Below are 19499 nucleotides of genomic sequence, written 5' to 3'. Positions count from 1 at the left end.
AATACGAAGGGTCGATGATAGCCTAGTGGCCTGTCCTGCGACTGAAACTGGTCGCCGGGACCCCCAATTTGTCTTCCTGCGGTGTGCTCCCCATGTCCGATAACGCTTCTGAAACCGAATCCACCCGTCAGGCCGTCGTGCCCGATACCGCCGCCGGGCGGCGCTTTGACGCCGTGCTGGCCGACCTGTTCCCCGAATTCTCCCGCTCCAAGCTGAGCGAGTGGATCAAGTCCGGGGACGTGCTGCTGGACGGCGAACCCGTGCGCGGGCGCGACCCGGTCCGCGGCGGCGAGGTGGCCAGCCTGCATGTCGTGCTCGACACCCAGACCCACGCCGAGCCCGAGGACATCCCGCTGGACATCCTGTACGAGGATGAACACGTTTATGTGATCAACAAGCCGGTCGGCCTGGTGGTCCACCCCGGTGCGGGCAACCCCACCGGCACCCTGGTCAACGCGCTGCTGTTCCGCGACCCGGGCCTGTCGGTGCTGCCGCGCGCGGGCATCGTGCACCGCCTGGACAAGGACACCAGCGGCGTGATGGTGGTGGCCCGCACCATCCAGGCGCAGACCGCGCTGGTGGAGCAGCTGGCCGCGCGCAACGTGCACCGCCAGTACCTGGCGGTGGTGGTGGGCGCGCTGGTCTCCGGCGGTACCGCCGATGCGCCGATCGACCGCCACCCGCGCGACCGCATCCGCATGGCGGTGCGCGAGGACGGCAAGGACGCGGTGACCCATTACCGCCTGCGTGAGCGCTTCCGCGCCCACACCGCGCTGGAGTGCCGCCTGGAAACCGGGCGTACCCACCAGATCCGCGTGCACATGGCGCACCTCAAGCACGCCATCGTGGGCGATTCGCTGTACGGCGGCGCGCTGAAGCTGCCCAAGGGCGCCACCGACGAGCTGGTCGCGCAGCTGCGCGGCTTCAAGCGCCAGGCGCTGCATGCTGAAACGCTGGAGTTCGCCCACCCGATCACCGGTGAGCCGATCCGCAACAGCGCGCCGCTGCCGGCCGACATGGTGGCGCTGCTGGACGCGCTGCGTGAAGACACCAAGCGTTTCACCGAGCTGGAACGCGGTCGCCGCTGATGGCTGCGCCCTTGGCCCCCGATTCGCCGCACGCCGCGCTGCTGCCGGTGCTGGCCGCCGACTGGGCGGCCGCGCCCGGGGTGCATGCGCTGACCACCCTGCGCCACGGCGCAGGCGGCTCGAAGGCGCCATTCGACCAGTTCAACATGGGCAACCGCACCGCCGCCGACGGCGACGACCCTGTCCAGGTGGCGCGCAACCGCGCGCTGCTGCAGGCCGGGCTGGGCCTGCCCTCGGCACCCCACTGGCTGCGCCAGGTGCATGGCACGGGGGTGCTGCGGTTTGATGCGCCACCCGTGGAGGGCGGCATTGACGCCGAACCCACTGCCGATGCGGCGGTGACCTCGGTGCCCGGGGTGGTGCTGGCGATCCTGACCGCCGACTGCCTGCCTGTAGTGCTGGCCGCGCGCGATGGCCGCGAGATCGGGGCCGCCCATGCCGGTTGGCGTGGGTTGGCCGACGGCATGCTGGAAGCCACGGTGGCGGCGATGCGTACACCGCCGGGCGGGTTGCAGGCGTGGCTGGGGCCGGCCGCCGGGCCGGCCGAGTACGAGATTGGTGCGGACGTGTTCGCGGCGTTCGTGGATCTGGATGCGGGGGCGGCGGAAGCCTTCGTGGCCACCCGCCCGGGGCATTGGAAGGTGGATCTGTACGCGCTGGCGCGGCGGCGGCTGGTGGCGGCCGGGGTGGACCCGGGCGGGATCAGTGGTGGGCAGCTGAGCACGATTGCCGAGCCGGAGCGGTTCTATTCGCATCGGCGGGATCGACGGACCGGGCGGATGGCGACGTTGGCGTGGATGGCGCCGTGAGCCCCGATGCCGGGGCGGTGATCGTGTTTGATGGCGTTTGCGCGCTTTGCAGCCGCTGGGTGCGGTTCCTGCTGCGGTTTGATCAGCGGGGGCGCTACCGTTTCGCGGCGATGCAGGGGGCGCATGGGCGCGCGTTGTTGCAGCAGCACGGGCTGGATCCGGATGACCCGTTGTCGTTCCTGCTGGTGGAACAGGGCCGCGCATGGAGCGATACCGATGCCATCGTGCGGGTGCTGGCCGGGTTGGGCGGGGCGTGGAAGGTCGCACACGTGCTGAGGATGGTGCCGCGTGGGTGGCGCGATCGTGCGTATCGCGCGCTGGCACGCAACCGGTACCGGTGGTTCGGCCGGCATGAGCAGTGTTTCCTGCCCACACCAGCGCAGGCGGCGCGCTTTCTCGATTGAAGGCGCGCGGACGCGCACGTCACCGAAGAACGCTGTATTCAATCCGACGATTGCGATCCCGCCCGCTCTCCAACCGGTTGTCGGCCACCGGATGTTCTTCGCCATACCCGCGCGGCTCCAACACACTGGCCGGTACCCCCAGCGCCTGCAGTTCCGCCACCACCACATCCGCGCGTTGCTGGCTCAGCTGCAGGTTGGTTTCGGCAGCCCCCAGGCTGTCGGTATGCCCGCCCACTTCGAGGCGCACACCGGGCCCGGCGGCCAGGATCGCCTGCGCACTGGCCCGCAGCATGTCGCGCCCATCGGCCCGCAGCACCGGCGACTTGTGCTCGAACCCGACCTTGCCCTGGTTCAACGCCGCCACCAGCGCGTGCGGTTCGGGCTGGGCCGGCAGCTGCGCCAGCGCGATCCGGCCCGCGTCCCACAGCCCGCTCACCTGCAGGTGGCCAAACGCGCGGCGCAGGGTATTGGACACCGCGATCCGGTCACCTTCCGGCAGCCGGGTCATGTCCACGTGCAGTGCATCGCCGGTAAACGACAGCGAAAGCCCGGGATGGCGCAGCACCGGGGCCAATGTCACCAGCCGGTCCAGCCAGCGCGGGGCCTGTGCCTGTGGGTCGCGCAGGATGTCGCCGGTGACCCCGCCCTGGCCGTACTGGGCCACCAGCGCGCTCCATACCCGGCGGCGGTCGGCCTCGCCTGGCAGGCGGCCGCGTACGTCGATCACGCCGCCGCTGTTCACCAGCGACAGCCGGGGCGGGTGCTGCTGTTCGGCATAGGTCGGCGCGGCACCGGTACTTACCCGGGTCTTCTGGTGGATCCAGCCGGTCAGGCACAGCAGCACGCCGGCTACCATCACCCACAGCAGCCCTCGCGCAGCGGTGCCCCGTACCAGGCGCAGGGTAGGGCTTCGCGGCACCGCCTGCTTCACGGGATGGGGCGCCTGCGCGCTGCGGGCTTCCTGCTCCAGGACATCCAGCAGGCCCGGCAGCAGGTCGGAGGCCACCACCGCGAACATGCCGGTGGGGAAGGCGGCCCGCCGCGCCAGCACGGCCAGCTCTTCGCGGCCGATCACGCATTCCAGCTGGCTGGCCAGCAACCGCGAGGGCCGTTCATCACCGGGAAAACGGCTGCCCAGGCCCACGGCATCGAAACGACGGCGCAGGCCATGGATGCCGCCCGGCAGGCCGCGGATGTAATCGACCAGCACGTCCACCAGATTGCGCGCGCGGTGGCCAAGGCCCATGTGCAGGGCGGTGTCTTCGATGAAGCGATCCAGCAGTGACATCAATCCGATTCCCGGTTCCAGCCCCTGCGGCATGCACGGGCGTTGCGGGAGTCAATGTCGGAACGGCCTGTCAACGAAAAATGAAAGTTGCGCGGGTCGCAGGTTGCGAATCGGTCGTAGTTTCCGACGATTTAGGAGGCCTATCTAAATGGCACGCTTCGCTTATCGGGATTTCCACGGCGGGGGGTGCAGAAAGCGACACACTCCTAAAACGAGCGCATCACAGCGGATGATGCGCATGGCGGGTGCGAGTTCAGGCCAGAAGCGACAGATTTCTGGCCCGACAGCATGTCGTAATCAGCCGTTTTCCAGTGCCTCCAGATAGCTCTGGCGCCAGTGGTTGATGTCATGGGTGCGCAGGTGATCCATCATCGCCTGCCAGCGCTCCACGCGTTTGCGCAGCGGCATGGTGGCGGCGGTGGCGATGGCATCGGCCACGCCATCCAGGTCGTGCGGATTCACCAGCAACGCCTGCTTCATTTCGTCGGCCGCGCCGGCCAGCAGCGACAGCACCAGCACACCGGGGTTTTCCGGGTCCTGCGAGGCCACGTACTCCTTGGCCACCAGGTTCATGCCATCGCGCAGCGGAGTGACCAGGCCGACGGCGGCGGCGCGGTAGAAGCCGGTGAGGGTGGCATGCGCGAAGTTCTGGTTCACGTAGCGCAGCGGGGTCCAGTCCGGTTCGGCAAAGCCGCCGTTGATGTGGCCGGCGATCTGTTCCAGCTGGCTGCGCAGCTGCCGGTACTCGGTGACATCGCCGCGCGACACCGGGGCGATCTGCAGGTAGGTGAGGCTGCCACGCTGGTCAGGGTGGCGTTGCAGGTAGCGCTCGAAACCCTGGAAGCGTTCGGGCAGGCCCTTGGAGTAGTCCAGCCGGTCCACGCCGATCGCCAGCTGGCGGTCGCGCAGGCTGTTGCGCAGGTCGCGCACGGCCGGCTTGTTGGCACCGGCCTTGGCCTGGCGTTCGATGTGCGCGGTATCGATGCCGATCGGGAACGCGGCGGCGCGGAAACGGCGCCCGCCGGGGGCTTCCAGCAGGCCATCGGGCAGCACCTTGCCGCCGGCGAACAGGCGCACGTAGGACTGGAAGCGATCGGCGTCGCGCTGGGTCTGGAAGCCGACCAGGTCGTACGCGTACAGGCTGGAGAACAGCCGCAGGTGGTCGGGCATGGCCTGCAGCAGGTCGGCCGAGGGCATCGGCACGTGCAGGAAGAAGCCGATGCGGCAGCCGATGCCGCGTTCGCGCAGCAGCGAGGCCAGCGGGATCAGGTGGTAATCATGGATCCACACGATGTCGTCTTCGCGCAGCAGCGGCGCCAGCTTTTCGGCGAACAGCGCGTTGACCCGGCGGTAGGTTTCGCGGGTGGCGCGGTCATAGTCCACCAGGTCCAGCCGGAAGTGCAGCAGCGGCCACAGGGTGCGGTTGGCGAAGCCGTTGTAGTAGCCGTCGACGTCGCGCTTGTTCAGGTCCATGGTGACGTAGCGGATGTCACCCTCGGTCTGCTCGTGCAGCTCCCCGCTGTCATCGCGCACGGATTTGCCGCTCCAGCCGAACCACAGCCCACCGCGTTCCTTCAGCGCGGCCAGCAGTCCCACCGCAAGCCCACCCGGGGCGGCCACGCCGGGCGCGGCCACGCGGTTGGACACCACGACAAGGCGGCTCATGAGGCCTCCTGCCAGCTGCGCGACAGCCGCATGGCGGCGGTGACCAGACCCACGTGCGAATAGGTCTGCGGGAAGTTGCCCCAGGCCTCGCCATTGTCGAAGGCCAGGTCTTCGGAGAGCAGGCCCAGGTGGTTGCGGCGCTCGAGCAGCATTTCGAACATCTCGCGCGCTTCGTCCAGGCGGCCGATGGCGGCCAATGCGTCGATGTACCAGAACGTACAGATGGTGAAGCTGGTTTCCGGCTCGCCGAAATCATCCGGCGCCACGTAGCGGTACAGCGCGTTGCCGTGCTTGAGGTCACGGCCGATGGCCTCGACGGTGGCGACGAAACGCGCATCATCGGCGGCGATGAAGCCGATGTCGGCCAGCAGCAGCAGCGAGGCATCCAGGCGGTGGCCGCCATAGGTGTCGGTGAAGTGGCCCAGCTCGTCGCTCCAGGACTCGCGCAGGATGCGCGCGTGGATGGTGTTGGCGCGGTCGCGCCAGTACTCGGCACGGTGGTCCAGCTTCAGGCGCACGGCGATCTTGCACAGGCGGTCGCAGGCGGCCCAGCACATCGCGCTGGTGTAGGTATGCACTTCGGTGCGGCCGCGGAATTCCCACAGGCCGGCGTCGGGCACGTCGTGCAGGGCGAAGGCCTGTTCGCCCAGCGGTTCCAGCCGCGCGAAGGTGTGGGCGTCGCCGGGGTCCTGCAGGCGGCGGTCGAAGAACAGCTGGGTGGACGCCAGCACCACGCTGCCGTACACATCGTGCTGGCGCTGCACCCAGGCCAGGTTGCCGCGCCGCACCGGGCCCATGCCACGGTAGCCATCGAGGGAGGCCACTTCGCTTTCTTCCAGCTTGGCCTCGAAGCCGATGCCGTACAGCGGCTGCAGGCTGCCATCGCCGGTGGCGAGATTGAAGATGTAGCCCAGGAACTGTTCCATGGTGCGGGTGGCACCGAGGCGGTTGAGCGCGCGCACCACGAAGGCGGCATCGCGCAGCCAGCAGTAGCGGTAATCCCAGTTGCGGATGCTGCCCGGCGCCTCGGGAATGGAGGTGGTCATGGCGGCGATGATGGCACCACTGTCTTCGTACTGGCACAGCTTGAGGGTGATCGCACTGCGGATCACCGCGTCCTGCCATTCAAGCGGAATGGACAGGTAGCGCACCCATTCGCGCCAGTAATCGCGCGTGCGCTGGAAGGATTCCTGCACATAGCCGCTGAGCGAACGGTTCAGCGATTCGTCCACGCCCAGCACCAGGTGCACCGGGTGGCTGAGCACGAACGGCAGCTCATCGCGCACGAAGCGCAGCGGTACGTCGGTGGTCAGGCGCAGCACGTGGTCGGGCAGCACCCAGCGGATGTGGTTGCTGCCCCAGGTGGCCTCGGGCACGCGCGCGCCCCAGTCCGCCAGCGGCCGGGCGCGCACGATGATGCGCGGGTTGCCGCCCAGCGGGCGCACCTGGCGGATCAGGCTGACCGGCCGGTAGAAACGATCGTTCTGGCGCCAGCGCGGGGCGAAGTCGATGATTTCCAGCGAGCCGCCGTGCTTGTCGTGCAGTACGGTGCGCAGGATGGCGGTGTTGGTCAGGTAGCTCTGTTCGCTGCTGACCATGTCTTCCAGTTCGATGGCGAAATCGCCACCGACCTGCTGGTTGGGCTGCAGCAGTGCGCAGAAGGTGGGGTCGCCGTCGAAGGTGGGCAGGCAGCTCCACACGACGCGGGCGTGGCGGTCGATCAACGCGCCGAAGCTGCCGTTGCCGACCACGCCAAGGTCCAGGTTGGAATCATTCATGGGGTGGGGGTCTCTGGGTGCATCAGTCAGCGTTCTTCTGGAGCCAGTCGTGTACGTCGCGCACACGCGGCAGGGCGAAGACAGCGGCACTGGGCTCGCGTTCGCCCACCAGCACGCTCCAGCCATGCAGGGTGTTGGCGGCATCGAAGCCGTATTCGTCGGTCAGGTCGTCGCCCAGGAACACGGGAATGCGGCCGCGGAAGGGCAGTTGCTGCATGAGCTGGCGAATCGCGCGGCCCTTGTCGCTGCCTTCGGGAATGAATTCCACCACGTGGTCGCCAGGCTGCAGCCGGTACCCGGTGTGGCCGCCAATGTGGCGTTCGGCGAACGCACGCACCTCGTTGGCGGCATGCGGCGCGCCACGCCAATGCAGGGCCAGGCTGCGGCCCTTGTCTTCGACCAGCACACCGGGATGGCCATGCGCGAACCGCATGGCCTGCTGGTGCACGGCGTGCAGCCATTCGCTGGTGTCGCTGTCAGTGGCGCTGCCGGAGCGGCCGTCAACGGCGTGGGTGTCACCGCCCATACCACGCACCTGGTGGCCGTGCAGGCCAGCGGCGGGCAGGTGCAGTGGCGCGAACAGGCGGTCCAGCTGGGCCAGCGGTCGCCCGCTGATCAGGGCAACCGCACCGGCGAGCCGGTCGCTGATGCGGCCGATGGCCTCGCGCACCTCGGGCAGCAGGGTGACGGCCTCGGGGTCGTCGGCAAATTCAATGAGCGTGCCATCCACGTCCAGGAACAGCGCGCACGCATTGTCCAGCAGTGGTGGCGGCGGACGGAGGGGGTAGTCGTTGGCCATGCTGCCAACATGCCACCGGAAGCGTGATCGTCCAGTAGACGATCACGCTTCCATTCAAACGCGCCCGGTAGCGCCAGGCCCTGCCTGGCGGTACCAATGATCAGAACGTGTAACGAACGCGCCCGTAATAATAGGCACCATTGCTGCCAATCGGCGACAGCACGTCATACGGCAGGTTGCCGAAGTAATAGATGTCCTCGTTGGACAGATCCGAATAATTGTCGGTCAGGTTCTGCCCACCCAGCGCCACGCTCCACTGCGGCGTGATCCGGTACTCCACCTCGGCATCCAGCTGCCACTCGGCGCCATAGGTCTGCCGCGGCACATACCCATCGCCGAAGTTGAACACCCGGGTCACGCTGCCGTAACGACTCAGGCGGCTGCTCAGCGTCCAGCGATCATTTGCCCAGGTCGCCGCCAGCTGCGCCCGCGTGCGCGGCGTGGCATCGGTCAGGGTGTTGGTCTCTTCCAGGCCGAACAGCACGTAGTCCGGGTCCAGCGCCAACAGGCTCGCCGGCGTGGCCAGCACGTTCTTCAACGTGGTCTTGTTGTAGGCGTAGGTGCCGGTCAGCACCAGTTGCCCATCGCCCAGCCCTTGCCGCCAGTTGGTCACCAGCTCGGCGCCGCGCGTGCGGGTATCAGCGGCGTTGACGAAGAAATTGGCGCTCTGCAGTCCGGCCACGCCGAACTGCTGCTGCACATAATCGGTGAGCGCATCGCCGGTGATGCTCTCCGACAGCGCGATGCGGTCATCGATATCGATCTGGTAGAAGTCCAGCGACAGGTCGAAGTGGTCGCCGATGCGGCTGGTGAAGCCCAGGCTGGTGTTGACCGACTTTTCCGGCTTCAGGTCGGTAGCGCCCAGGCCGCGCGCGATCGGGTTGTTCACCGACAGCGTGCGGCCCTGCACGAGCTGGCCGGCGGCGTTGTAACCGGTGGAGGTGGATTCATAGCCGATCTGCGCCAGCGACGGCGCGCGGAAGTTGTTGGAGATCGCGCCACGCAGTGCGAACGCCGGGGTGAACTCATAGCGCAGGCCCAGCTTGCCGGTGAGCTCGCCGCCGTAATCGTCGCTGTGCTCGTAGCGTGCGGCCAGGTCGCTGGAGAAGTGTTCGCCGAATTGGCTGGACAGGCTGGCATACGCACTGGTCACGTCGCGGCGGAGCGAGGTGGCGTCCTGCGGGGTCAGCCCACCACCGGCCTGCGAGCCAGTCGGGCGGTCGGTGTAGGGGCCGGCGGCGTAGCTGGCGGGGTCACCGGGGCGGGTCTGGAAGTGGTCGCGGCGCGCTTCCAGGCCCAGGCCGAGGCTGTGGGTGTTTTCGCCCTGGGTGAACACCCGGCCGAGGTCGAAATTGCCCACGGTCAGTTCATTGCGGTAATCGCCAGTCTTGAACCGGGTCGGGCTGCCCGGGCCCAGCGAGGCATTGAGCGAGTTGCGCAGGCGGTAGGTGAAGTCGTTGAAGCCGTAATCCAGGCTGGCGTCGTAGTTCCACTCGCCCCACTGGCCCTTGGCTCCGGCCACGGCCTGCACGTCGCGGTTCTCGCCTTCGGAAATTGGGCGGTAACCGTTGGGGTACAGCTCGGTCCAGTTGGCGTCGCTGTCGGGGTAACGGAAGTAGTTGGCGCCTTCGCTGTCGCGCTGGTTGAAGGTGCTGAAGAAGTAGAACTTCGAGGTTTCACCGAATGGCAGTTCGGTGTTGATCCAGGCGTTGAGGTCCTTGGTCTTGCCATCGCCGAGCACGTAGTTGCGCTGGCCCTGCAGGGCCAGGTTCGCATCGGTCTGGTCCCACGGCGGAATCTGGTCGAAGCCGGCGCGGTTGGTGCCTTCGCGGTTCTTCAGCTCCAGGCCCACGCGCAGGAAGCCGCCGTCTTCGCCCAGCGCGGTGCCGACCTTGGCACTGGCGAAGCTGGTCTGGCCATCGGTGAGCGTGCGGTCGATCGGCTTGAGGTCGGTGTGGTTGGCACCGAAGCTGGCTTCGATGGCGCCGCCTTCCGGGGCGTCATCCAGGATCACGTTGATCACGCCGGCCACCGCATCCGAGCCGTAGAGCGCACCGGCGCCGTCGCGCAGCACTTCGATGCGCTTGATGGCGCTGACCGGGATGGAGTTGAAGTCCACCGGGGTGGTGCCCTTGCCGATCTTGCTGTCGGTGTTCACCAGCGCGCTGGTGTGGCGGCGCTTGCCGTTCACCAGCACCAGCACCTGGTCGGGCGACAGCCCGCGCAGCTGGGCGGCGCGCACGTGGTCGGCACCGCCGGAGTTGGACTGGCGCGGGAAGTTGAACGAAGGCAGCAGCGCCTGCAGCGCGCTGCCCAGCTCGCCATTGACCACGCCGGCGCGGCGGATGTCCTCGGCGGTGAGCACATCCACCGGCGAGGTCGATTCGAGCACGGTGCGGTCGATGGCGCGGGTGCCGGTGACGATCACCGTGTCCAGCGTGGTGGCGGAGGCGGGCGCGTCCTGCGCATGGAGGTCCTGGGCCAGCAGGGGAGAGGACAGGACCAGAGCAATGGCGAGGCCAAGGCGCGACGCGGACGGACGGGACATGCGGGCTCCAGCAGCAAAACGAGGGGGAGGGTGGTGCCGGGCGCTGCCCGGCTGGTCTCAGACGAAACTATTGTTCCATCCGGATGAAGCGATATATTATCTTGGCGTGAACCCTACCTGTGATGCAAGTCCCAGTACCGACGGTTATCAGCTCATAACCGGACGTGATCTGCGCAGATCACGGAATCCGTCACCCTGTCCACCGCGTAGCGACACGCCATGCGTGTCCACGGAACCCCCGCAGCACCCGGAGCCCCCTGCACCATGAAGCTTTCCCCCCTCCTGCTGGCCGCCTTCCTCGCCCTCGGCGGCTGCGCCACCACCACAACCTCCTCCCCGCGCGCCCCCGAATCGGCCACCGCCACCCTCCAGGGCGATGCCGCCCGTCCGGATGCGGCGACCAACTGGGTGCGCAGCGAGCTGTACTTCGGCGTGGGCGAGGAAAGCGGTGCCTCTGATCGCGAGCAGACCGATGCGATCAGCGAGGCGCAGTGGCGCGACTTCCTGGACAAGCAGGTCACCCCGCGCTTCCCGGATGGCCTGACCGTGTTCGATGCCTACGGCCAGTGGCTGTTCCGCGGCGCCAAGGAGCCCAATCGCCTGCGCACCAAGGTGCTGGTGGTGCTGCACGAAAACACCCCGCAGCGGCGCGCGGATATCGAGGCGATCCGCCTGGCATGGAAGCAGGCGACGAAGCACCAGTCGGTGCTGTGGTCACAGCAGGCGGTGGAAGTGTCGTTTTGATCGCAGCAGTTGAAGTCGTTTTGCGACGCCTGGAGCGATGTTTTTCTGGAAGCACATGCAATGGGCATGGCGAAAAATGGGGAACCATCGATTCCAGGGAGTTGCCGTGCATTCCGTAGGTTCCAGTTCCTCGCAGGCGTCGGTCGCGCGGCAAGCGGTCGCGTCGCAGACCAACGACAAGCAGCAGGCAACGATCGGCACGCAGACGCTGTCCGTCGCTGAAATCAGCAACCGCCCGGCGGAAGCCGCAGCCGCTGCTCCGACGTGTCCTGCCCCCCAGGACCCTGTCGGTGTGGCACTGGAACGGTCTTCTCCGCGGGCTTTCCGCACTTTCATGGAACTGATGGTGTCTGAGGGGTACATGCCAAGGGAGATCCAGGCGGAGGTTTACATGCAATCCGGCACCCCTCAGCAGGTAGGCATGCTGCTTGCCCAGATTCGACGCAATTCCGACGCGTTGGACGCCTTCCCCCGGCTGCTCGCCCAGGCAAAGGCAGCCGAACGGGAATAACACCAACGTATGACCCGGGTACGCGCTGATTCGCACGCCGGTGTCACCTTCGCAGGTCTAGGCTGGTATTTCCCCCGAACGTGGAAGTGCCACCATGAGCAAGCGCGTTGCCGAAATCGTCGTCGATACCCTGCAGGCCGCCGGTGTGCGGCACTGTTACGGCATCGTCGGCGACACCCTCAACCACGTCACCGACGCGATCCATCGCAGTGACATCGACTGGGTGCACGTGCGCCATGAAGAAGCCGCGGCGTTCGCGGCAGGGGCCGATTCGCTGATCAGCGGGCGCCTGGCGGCCTGCGCTGGCTCGTGTGGCCCCGGTGGGCTGCATTTCATCAACGGCATCTTCGAGGCCAACCGCAACCGCACGCCGCTGGTGCTGATCGCCAGCCAGGTGGTCACCACCGAGCTGGGCATGGAGTTCCCGCAGGAAGTCGACTTCAAGGCGGTGTACGCCAGCTGCAGCGTGTTCTGCGAGCAGGTGTACACCCCGGCGCAGGCGCGGCGGATGGCGACCTTGGCCTGCCAGGCGGCGATCAGCCGGCGCGGCGTGGCGGTGCTGATCCTGCCGGCCGACATTGCTGAAGCCGAGGTCAAGGACGATCAGCCGTTTTCCGTACACTACACCCAGCCAGTGCTGCGCCCCAACGACGACGAACTGCAGCGCATCGCGGCGCTGATCGGCGCGGGCAAGCGCATCGGCATTTATGCCGGTGCCGGCTGCGAGCACGCGCACGATCAACTTGTCGCGCTGGCCGCGCACCTCAAGGCGCCGATCGCGCACACTTCGCGGGCCAAGGATTTCGTGGAGCATGACAACCCGTACAACATGGGCATGACCGGTATTTTCGGCATTGAGTCGGGCTACCACACGCTGATGGCGTGCGACACGCTGCTGCTGCTCGGTGCGGATTTCGCCTGGGGCCAGTACTATCCGGACAAGGCGACGTTGATCCAGGTCGACCGCGATGGCAGCCACCTGGGCCGGCGCCACCCGGTGCAGCTGGGCGTGGTGGGCGACATCGGCCCGACCCTGGAGGCGCTGCTGCCGCTGCTGCCGGAACGCGAGGACCGCAGCTTTCTGGACGAGTGCATCGGCCACCGCGAGAAGGCGCTGGAGACCCGCGCGAAGGAGGAGCACCCGGGCGAGGGCGAGCTGATCCATCCGCAGCATCTCACCGCGCTGCTCGACCGGCATGGCGATGACGATGCGCTGTTTACCGCCGACTGCGGTTCGCCGATGGTGTGGATCCTGCGCCATATCCGCACCAATGGTCGCCGCCGCACGCTGACCAGCCTGCTGCACGGCACGATGGCCAATGCCCTGCCGCAGGCGCTGGGCCTGCAGAAGGCGTTCCCGGGCCGGCAGGTGATCGCGATGTGCGGCGATGGCGGCATCGCGATGCTTCTCGGCGAGCTGCTCACCGCCGTGCAGGAGAACCTGCCGATCAAGGTGGTGGTCTACAACAACAGCTCGCTGAACTTCGTGGAGCTGGAGCAGAAGGTGCAGGGCCTGCTGGACAACTACACCGATCTGAAAAACCCCGACTTCGGCCGCCTGGCCGAGGTGATCGGCTTCTACGGTCGCACCGTGACCCGCAGCGAAGACCTGGAGCAGGCGGTGCAGGACGTGCTGGCCCACCCCGGCCCGGCGCTGCTGGACGTGCATACCAGCCCCACCGAGCTGGTGATGCCGCCGCAGGTGGAGGCCAAGCAGGTGGCCGGCACCGCCCTGTATGCGGCCAAGGCGCTGCTGCACGGGCGGGTGGGGGACGTGCGGGACCTGTTGGCGAACAATTTCCTCAACAAGCCGTAGGGCGTCACGACCAACGGTCGTGACCTGCCGCGCCGGTAGGTACCGACCGTTGGTCGGTACGGGGCGTGCCCCGGTGTTCCACGCATGCGTCTGTCGCCGGGCGCAATGAACGCCTACCATCGGGTACCCCCCACCCCGTGCCCCCTCGCATGCCTGCATCCGCTCCTGTCTCCGGTCGCCCCCGCTGGTTCGTCGCCGGCGATCTCAACGGCTTTTTCGGCCTGGTGGTCGACAACCTGTCGATCCTGGGCTTCATCGCGATGGCGCTGGTCGGCATCTTCCAGTTCCCCGCCGACGTGGTGTTCGGGCGCATGTTCCCCGGCACCGCCTTGGGCGTGCTGGTCGGCAACGTGCTCTACACCTGGATGGCACGGCGGCTGGCCGCGCGCACCGGGCGCGATGACGTCACCGCGATGCCGCTCGGCCTGGATGCGCCGACCAGCATCGGCATGGCGCTGCTGGTGCTGGGCCCGGCGTTCCTGGCCTTCAAGGCGCAGGGGCTGGCTCCGCACGATGCGGCCATTGCCACCTGGCAGCTGGGCATGGCCTCGCTGGTGATCATGGGCGTGCTCAAGACCGTGCTGTCCTTCTTCGGCGAGGCGGTAACCCGCGCGCTGCCACGCGCTTCGCTGCTGGGCTCCATCGCCGGCATCGCGATCGTGCTGATGGGCTTCCTGCCGCTGCTGGAAACCCTGCGCTCGCCGGTGGTCGGCTTCGTCACGCTGGGCCTGCTGCTGTACGTGCTGGTGGCCAAGCGCAAGCTGCCGATCCGCGCGCCGGGCGTGCTGGTGGCGTTCGTGTTCGGCACGGTGCTGTATTACGGGCTCGGCCTGGCCGGGCTGGGTGCACCGGGCTTCAAGGTGCCCGAGTGGACCCCGCTGCAGATGGTGCTGCCGTGGCCGACGCTGGGCTTCATCGATGGCCTGCCCACGGCGATCACCTACCTGCCGCTGCTGCTGCCGTTCGGCCTGCTGATGGTGGTGGGCGGCATCAACGTCTCCGAAAGCGCACGCGCGGCCGGGGATGACTACCGCACCCGCGACATCCTGCTGGTGGAGGCGGTGGCCACGCTGGTGGCCGGCCTGTGCGGTGGCGTGGCGCAGACTACGCCGTACATCGGCCAGCCGGCGTACAAGCACATGGGCGCGCGCAGCGGCTACACGCTGCTGACCGGGCTGTTCGTGGGCATCGGCGGCATGCTGGGGGTGATTTCCGGGCTGGTGCAGTGGCTGCCGCTGGCGGTGCTGGCGCCGATCATCGTGTACGTGGCCATCGACATCACCACCCAGGCGTTCCAGGCAACGCCGCGCGAGCATGCCGGTGCGATGGTGCTGGGGTTCCTTCCTTCGGTGGCCTACCTGCTGGCGATCAAGGCGCCGGGCTGGATCCCGCCCGAACAGCTGGCGGCGATGACCACCACGCTCGATGGGCATGGGCTGCCGGAGCTGGCGGTGATCTTCACCTTGGGCAATGGCTTCATCATCACCTCGATGCTGTGGATTGCCGCGGTGGTGGCGATGATCGACGGCAGGCTGCTGCGCTCTTCCGGGATCCTGCTGGTGGCTGCGGCGCTTACCCTGTTCGGGCTGATCCACTCGGTCGATCCGCGCGGTGGGATCTACCTGCCGTGGACACTGGAAGGCTTGCCGGAGCAGATCATGTGGCAGTTCGCGGGCGCGTATGTGGCGCTGGCGGTGCTGTTGGCCCTGTTGTCGGTTATTCCGGTGCCCGCACGGGAAAAGGACGCGGCGTAGACCGCCTGGGCCGACCAACGGTCGGCGCTACCGGGACAGGCCACTGTCCGAGGCGCTCGGTAGCGCCGACCGTTGGTCGGCCCAAGGGATGCGTCACGCGTCCGCGTCCAATTCGGGGTAGTGGCGAAAGATCCCGTTGGTGTTGAACGCCAACCGGCGTTCCGAGGCCAGGTATGCGGCGATGTTCGGTCGCCGTTCCACCCGGTCCTTCAGTGCATGCAGCAGCGGCAGCGACGGCCGCAGTGCCTGCATGCGGCGCGGGAACATGTAGTCCAGCCCGCTCAGCAGCTGGAACAGCGACAGGTCCACGTACGAGTGCTCGCGCAGCGGGTGCAGGCCGCCATTGGCCTCCAGCACGCTTTCAAACCAGCCCAGAAACTTCGGCAACCGCTCGTCCCGCATCGACGCGGCGCGCGCCTTGGCTTCCTTCTTCTGGTCTTCGTAGTACTTCGAGGCCGCAATGGGATGGTGGGTGTCGTGGACCTCCGCGACCAGGTCGGCGATGGTCAGCTGCAGCTGCAACGCCTGCGCGCGCCGCGACGCCGCGTCTGGCACCAGCCCCAGCTCTGGGCCCAGATGGCTGAGAATCGCGCCCACCTGCGCGATCACCTGTCGCCCGGTCACAAGGAACGGCGGCGCGAACGGCCGCAACCCCTCCTGGCTGCCGTCCAGGAACGGCTGCATCACCTCGTCGCCGTGCACCCGCGCCATGTCCGTATAGGAGGCGCCAGCATCTTCCAGCGCCAGCCGGATGAACTCGCCCCGGCCCTGGATGCCGGTCCAGTAGTACAGCTCGTAATGCATGCGCAAGCTCCGCGACAGGAGCGCCCAGCCTCCCGCCTGCGCTGCCAAGCAGGCGTGATGGCGATGTCGCTGCCACGTCGTCCGGGGCCTGAATGCGTTCTCATCCCCCCTTGAAACACGCCTGCATAACCGCATCTGTCAGATAGTGCTGGCTCGGCCAGCGGCAACATATCGAGGACACCCCCATGCGGATGGACAAGCTCACCTCGCGTTTCCAGCAGGCGCTGGCGGACGCACAGTCGCTGGCCGTGGGCCGCGACCACAACATCATCGAACCGGTACACGTGCTCACCGCGCTGCTCGACCAGCAGGGTGGCAGCACGCGCCCGCTGCTGGCCCAGGCCGGGGTCAACGTGCCGGTGCTGCGCGAGCGGTTGACCGAGGCGCTGGACGCCCTGCCGAAGGTCTCCGGGCAGGAAGGCAACCTGTCGATCGGCAATGACCTGAACCGGCTGCTCAACAAGACCGACAAACTGGCCCAGGAGCATGGCGATGCGTTCATCGCCAGCGAGTGGTTCGTGCTGGCCGCGCTCGACGATGGCGGCACGCTGGGCATGGCGCTGCGCGCTGCCGGTGCCGACAAAAACAAGATCGACGCGGCCATCGACAAGATTCGTGGCGGCGAAAGCGTGCAGTCGGAAAATGCCGAAGAACAGCGCCAGGCGCTGGAGAAGTACACCATCGACCTGACCGCGCGTGCCGAGAGCGGCAAGCTGGACCCGGTGATCGGGCGCGACGAGGAAATCCGCCGCACCATCCAGGTCCTGCAGCGCCGCACCAAGAACAACCCGGTGCTGATCGGCGAACCGGGCGTGGGCAAGACCGCCATCGTGGAAGGGCTGGCCCAGCGCATCATCAACGACGAAGTGCCCGAGGGCCTGCGCGGCAAGCGCGTGCTGTCGCTGGACATGGGCGCGCTGATCGCCGGTGCCAAATTCCGCGGCGAATTCGAAGAGCGCCTGAAGGCGGTGCTCAACGACCTGGCCAAGAGCGAAGGCCAGATCATCCTGTTCATCGACGAACTGCACACCATGGTCGGCGCGGGCAAGGCCGATGGCGCGATGGACGCGGGCAACATGCTCAAGCCCGCGCTGGCGCGCGGCGAGCTGCACTGCGTGGGCGCCACCACCCTGGATGAGTACCGCAAGTACATCGAGAAGGATGCCGCGCTGGAGCGCCGCTTCCAGAAGGTGTTCGTGGGCGAGCCCAGCGTGGAAGACACCATCGCGATCCTGCGCGGGCTGAAGGAAAAGTACGCGGTGCACCACGGGGTGGAGATCACCGACCCGGCGATCGTGGCTGCGGCCACGCTGTCGCACCGCTACATCGCCGACCGCCAGCTGCCGGACAAGGCCATCGACCTGATGGACGAGGCGGCCTCGCGCATCCGCATGGAGATCGACTCCAAGCCGGAAGAACTGGACCGCCTGGAACGGCGCCTGATCCAGCTCAAAATCCAGCGCGAGATGCTGAAGAAGGAGAAGGACGACGCCTCGCGCCAGCGTCTGGCCGACCTGGAAACCGAGATCGATGCGCTGGAGCGCGAGTTCTCCGACCTGGACGAGATCTGGAAGTCGGAGAAGGCCGCGCTGCAGGGCACCACGAAGATCAAGGAGCAGATCGAGCAGGTCAAGCTGGAACTGGAAGCGGCGCAGCGGCGCCAGGACTTCGGCCGCATGAGCGAACTGCAGTACGGCCAGCTGCCGCAGCTGGAAAAGCAGCTGCACGCGGCGCAGGAAGCGGAAAACACCGAGTTCAAGCTGGTCCAGGACCGGGTCACCGCCGAGGAGATCGCCGAGGTGGTCTCGCGCTGGACCGGCATTCCGGTCAACCGCATGCTGGAAGGCGAGCGCGACAAGCTGCTGCGCATGGAAGATGTGCTGCATGAGCGGGTAGTGGGCCAGGAAGAGGCGATCAAGGTCGTCTCCGATGCGGTGCGCCGTTCGCGTGCCGGCCTGTCCGACCCGAACCGGCCGAGCGGTTCGTTCCTGTTCCTGGGCCCGACCGGCGTGGGCAAGACCGAGCTGTGCAAGTCGCTGGCCGAGTTCCTGTTCGACAGCAGCGACGCCATGATCCGCATCGACATGAGCGAGTTCATGGAAAAGCACAGCGTGGCGCGCCTGATCGGTGCGCCCCCGGGTTATGTGGGCTACGAAGAAGGCGGTTACCTCACCGAGGCCGTGCGTCGCCGCCCGTACTCGTTGATCCTGCTCGACGAAGTAGAGAAGGCGCACACCGATGTGTTCAACATCCTGCTGCAGGTGCTGGACGATGGCCGCCTCACCGATGGCCAGGGTCGCACCGTGGACTTCCGCAATACCGTCATCGTCATGACGTCCAACCTGGGCTCGCACCAGATCCAGGACATGTCCAGCGATGACAGCCCGGAGGCCTACACGCAGATGAAGGCGGCGGTGATGGGCGTGGTGCAGGCGCACTTCCGCCCGGAGTTCATCAACCGTCTGGACGACATCGTGGTGTTCCACCCGCTGGACAAGGTGCAGATCAAGCAGATCGCCCGCATCCAGATGCAGGGCCTGGAGAAGCGTTTGGCCGAACGTGGCCTGCGCATCGAGGTCAGCGATGCGGCGTTCGAGCTGCTGGGCAACGTCGGCTTCGATCCGATCTACGGTGCCCGCCCGCTCAAGCGCGCGATCCAGGCGCAGCTGGAGAACCCGCTGGCGCAGAAGATCCTGTCCGGCGAGTTCGTTGGCGGCGATGTGATCCAGGTGGATGCGGCCGAAGGCCGCCTGGCGTTTGCCAAGGGCTGAGCGGTCCCGCGACGATGAAGCAAGGCCCCGGTCAAGCCGGGGCCTTCTTTTTGCGCGTCAGCGTGGAACGAACTTGACGGGGCCGCGGTAGTCCGGCCAGGCAGTGGAGGTGTTGTCGCGCAGGGTGACTGCTTTGCGCTTTGGTATCGTGCCGTCGACGGCGTCAGCGCTGGGCGCGGATACGCCGGCAAACAGGGTGGGAATGAACACCGCCGGGTTGAGGGCATCTTCATCCATGATTACCGGTGCCACCTGCAGGGTGGTGGTCTTGCCGGCTTCGACGGTGAAGGAGGCCACGTTGCGGTTCACGAAGGTCGCCCGGTCCAGCAGCCGCTGTTCGCTGTAGCTGCGGCGGGGTTCCCGGCTCACGGCGGTGATCCGGTAGGTGCCCACCGGCAGCTGCAACGCGTGCCGGTACCCGTAGCGGGTGGTAAAGCCGTAGTCGAAGTCGAGGTACCGGGTATCGACGACGGTGAGCACCAGTTCGTTGCCCTTGATGCCCCAGTCCACGCCGCCGGTGCGGATCAGTTCCTGCAGCTCCTTGCTGAGCGGTACTTCCGATTGCAGCTTGTCCACTTCCATGACCAGCGTGCCGGTGGCCGACTGGGCCAGGCACGCGAAGCTGCCCGACAGCAGCGCAGCCGCCAGCAGTGTGCGTAAGGCAAAGCGCATGTTCCGTCCCTTGGTGACAATCGCAGGGACCCCGCCCCTGCTGCGACG

General features: G+C 67.3%; 15 protein-coding genes. 8 read left to right on the top strand and 7 right to left on the bottom strand.

The genetic code is table 11. The features are described from left to right. Window positions 1-92: 92 nt before the first annotated feature. Genes rluD through V9K91_RS00480 form a run of 3 tightly spaced genes read left to right on the top strand, consistent with a single transcriptional unit; the run spans window position 93 to window position 2301 of the window. The gene (gene rluD / locus V9K91_RS00490) at window positions 93-1088 is read left to right on the top strand and encodes a 23S rRNA pseudouridine(1911/1915/1917) synthase RluD (RefSeq protein WP_068853790.1); all 996 of its coding nucleotides are present in this window, start codon (window positions 93-95) and stop codon (window positions 1086-1088) included. Further along, window positions 1088-1897: a peptidoglycan editing factor PgeF gene (pgeF, locus tag V9K91_RS00485; protein WP_336442516.1), complete on the top strand. Its 810-nt coding sequence runs from the start codon at window positions 1088-1090 to the stop codon at window positions 1895-1897. The genes rluD and pgeF overlap by 1 nt, the downstream gene beginning before the upstream one ends. Continuing rightward, window positions 1894-2301, top strand: coding sequence for a thiol-disulfide oxidoreductase DCC family protein (locus V9K91_RS00480; RefSeq protein WP_336442515.1), 408 nt, complete (start codon window positions 1894-1896; stop codon window positions 2299-2301). Before pgeF ends, V9K91_RS00480 begins: the two co-directional genes overlap by 4 nt. Window positions 2302-2320: 19 nt before the next feature. On the opposite strand, the gene V9K91_RS00475 is transcribed toward V9K91_RS00480, so the two are convergent. The 5 genes from V9K91_RS00475 to V9K91_RS00455 form a co-directional block, all read right to left on the bottom strand. Continuing rightward, window positions 2321-3589: an OmpA family protein gene (locus V9K91_RS00475; RefSeq protein ID WP_306987651.1), complete on the bottom strand. Its 1269-nt coding sequence runs from the start codon at window positions 3587-3589 to the stop codon at window positions 2321-2323. A gap of 297 nt (window positions 3590-3886) precedes the next feature. Further along, the gene (otsA, locus tag V9K91_RS00470; protein WP_095363647.1) at window positions 3887-5254 is read right to left on the bottom strand and encodes an alpha,alpha-trehalose-phosphate synthase (UDP-forming); all 1368 of its coding nucleotides are present in this window, start codon (window positions 5252-5254) and stop codon (window positions 3887-3889) included. After that, window positions 5251-7032 (bottom strand): glycoside hydrolase family 15 protein, encoded by a 1782-nt coding sequence (locus tag V9K91_RS00465; protein WP_095363648.1) that lies wholly within the window; start codon window positions 7030-7032, stop codon window positions 5251-5253. The genes otsA and V9K91_RS00465 overlap by 4 nt, the downstream gene beginning before the upstream one ends. A 22-nt stretch (window positions 7033-7054) precedes the next feature. Then, window positions 7055-7831 (bottom strand): trehalose-phosphatase, encoded by a 777-nt coding sequence (gene otsB / locus V9K91_RS00460; RefSeq protein ID WP_095363649.1) that lies wholly within the window; start codon window positions 7829-7831, stop codon window positions 7055-7057. 100 nt (window positions 7832-7931) lie between these two features. Continuing rightward, window positions 7932-10379: a TonB-dependent receptor gene (locus V9K91_RS00455; RefSeq protein WP_095363650.1), complete on the bottom strand. Its 2448-nt coding sequence runs from the start codon at window positions 10377-10379 to the stop codon at window positions 7932-7934. 264 nt (window positions 10380-10643) lie between these two features. On the opposite strand from V9K91_RS00455, the gene V9K91_RS00450 reads away from it, so the two are divergent. The 4 genes from V9K91_RS00450 (at window position 10644) to V9K91_RS00435 (ending at window position 15204) form a co-directional block, all read left to right on the top strand. Then, window positions 10644-11123 (top strand): DUF3574 domain-containing protein, encoded by a 480-nt coding sequence (locus tag V9K91_RS00450; protein WP_095363651.1) that lies wholly within the window; start codon window positions 10644-10646, stop codon window positions 11121-11123. A gap of 55 nt (window positions 11124-11178) precedes the next feature. After that, window positions 11179-11634, top strand: coding sequence for a hypothetical protein (locus tag V9K91_RS00445; RefSeq protein WP_141236240.1), 456 nt, complete (start codon window positions 11179-11181; stop codon window positions 11632-11634). A gap of 94 nt (window positions 11635-11728) precedes the next feature. Beyond that, window positions 11729-13450 (top strand): thiamine pyrophosphate-dependent enzyme, encoded by a 1722-nt coding sequence (locus V9K91_RS00440; RefSeq protein WP_210130913.1) that lies wholly within the window; start codon window positions 11729-11731, stop codon window positions 13448-13450. A 149-nt stretch (window positions 13451-13599) separates the two neighbouring features. Further along, window positions 13600-15204: a hypothetical protein gene (locus tag V9K91_RS00435; protein ID WP_249832982.1), complete on the top strand. Its 1605-nt coding sequence runs from the start codon at window positions 13600-13602 to the stop codon at window positions 15202-15204. 93 nt (window positions 15205-15297) lie between these two features. Here V9K91_RS00435 and V9K91_RS00430 read toward each other — a convergent pair whose 3' ends face one another. Continuing rightward, complete coding sequence (locus tag V9K91_RS00430) at window positions 15298-16008, bottom strand: glutathione S-transferase (RefSeq protein WP_249832981.1); 711 nt, start codon at window positions 16006-16008, stop codon at window positions 15298-15300. 185 nt (window positions 16009-16193) lie between these two features. Between V9K91_RS00430 and clpB the strand changes: the two genes are divergently transcribed. Further along, on the top strand, window positions 16194-18779 hold the full coding sequence (gene clpB, locus V9K91_RS00425; RefSeq protein ID WP_210130911.1) for an ATP-dependent chaperone ClpB: 2586 nt from the start codon (window positions 16194-16196) through the stop codon (window positions 18777-18779). A 57-nt stretch (window positions 18780-18836) separates the two neighbouring features. Here clpB and V9K91_RS00420 read toward each other — a convergent pair whose 3' ends face one another. Next, a complete protein-coding gene (locus V9K91_RS00420; RefSeq protein WP_095363654.1) occupies window positions 18837-19451 on the bottom strand; it encodes a hypothetical protein in 615 nt (204 codons plus the stop codon). Between the last annotated feature and the right edge of the window lie 48 nt (window positions 19452-19499).

The sequence above is a fragment of the Stenotrophomonas sp. CCNWLW57 genome, from assembly GCF_037203925.1.
Classification (GTDB): domain Bacteria; phylum Pseudomonadota; class Gammaproteobacteria; order Xanthomonadales; family Xanthomonadaceae; genus Stenotrophomonas; species Stenotrophomonas rhizophila_A.
Note: the sequence above shows the minus strand (reverse complement) of the source record. Positions and strands in the feature narration are given on the sequence as shown.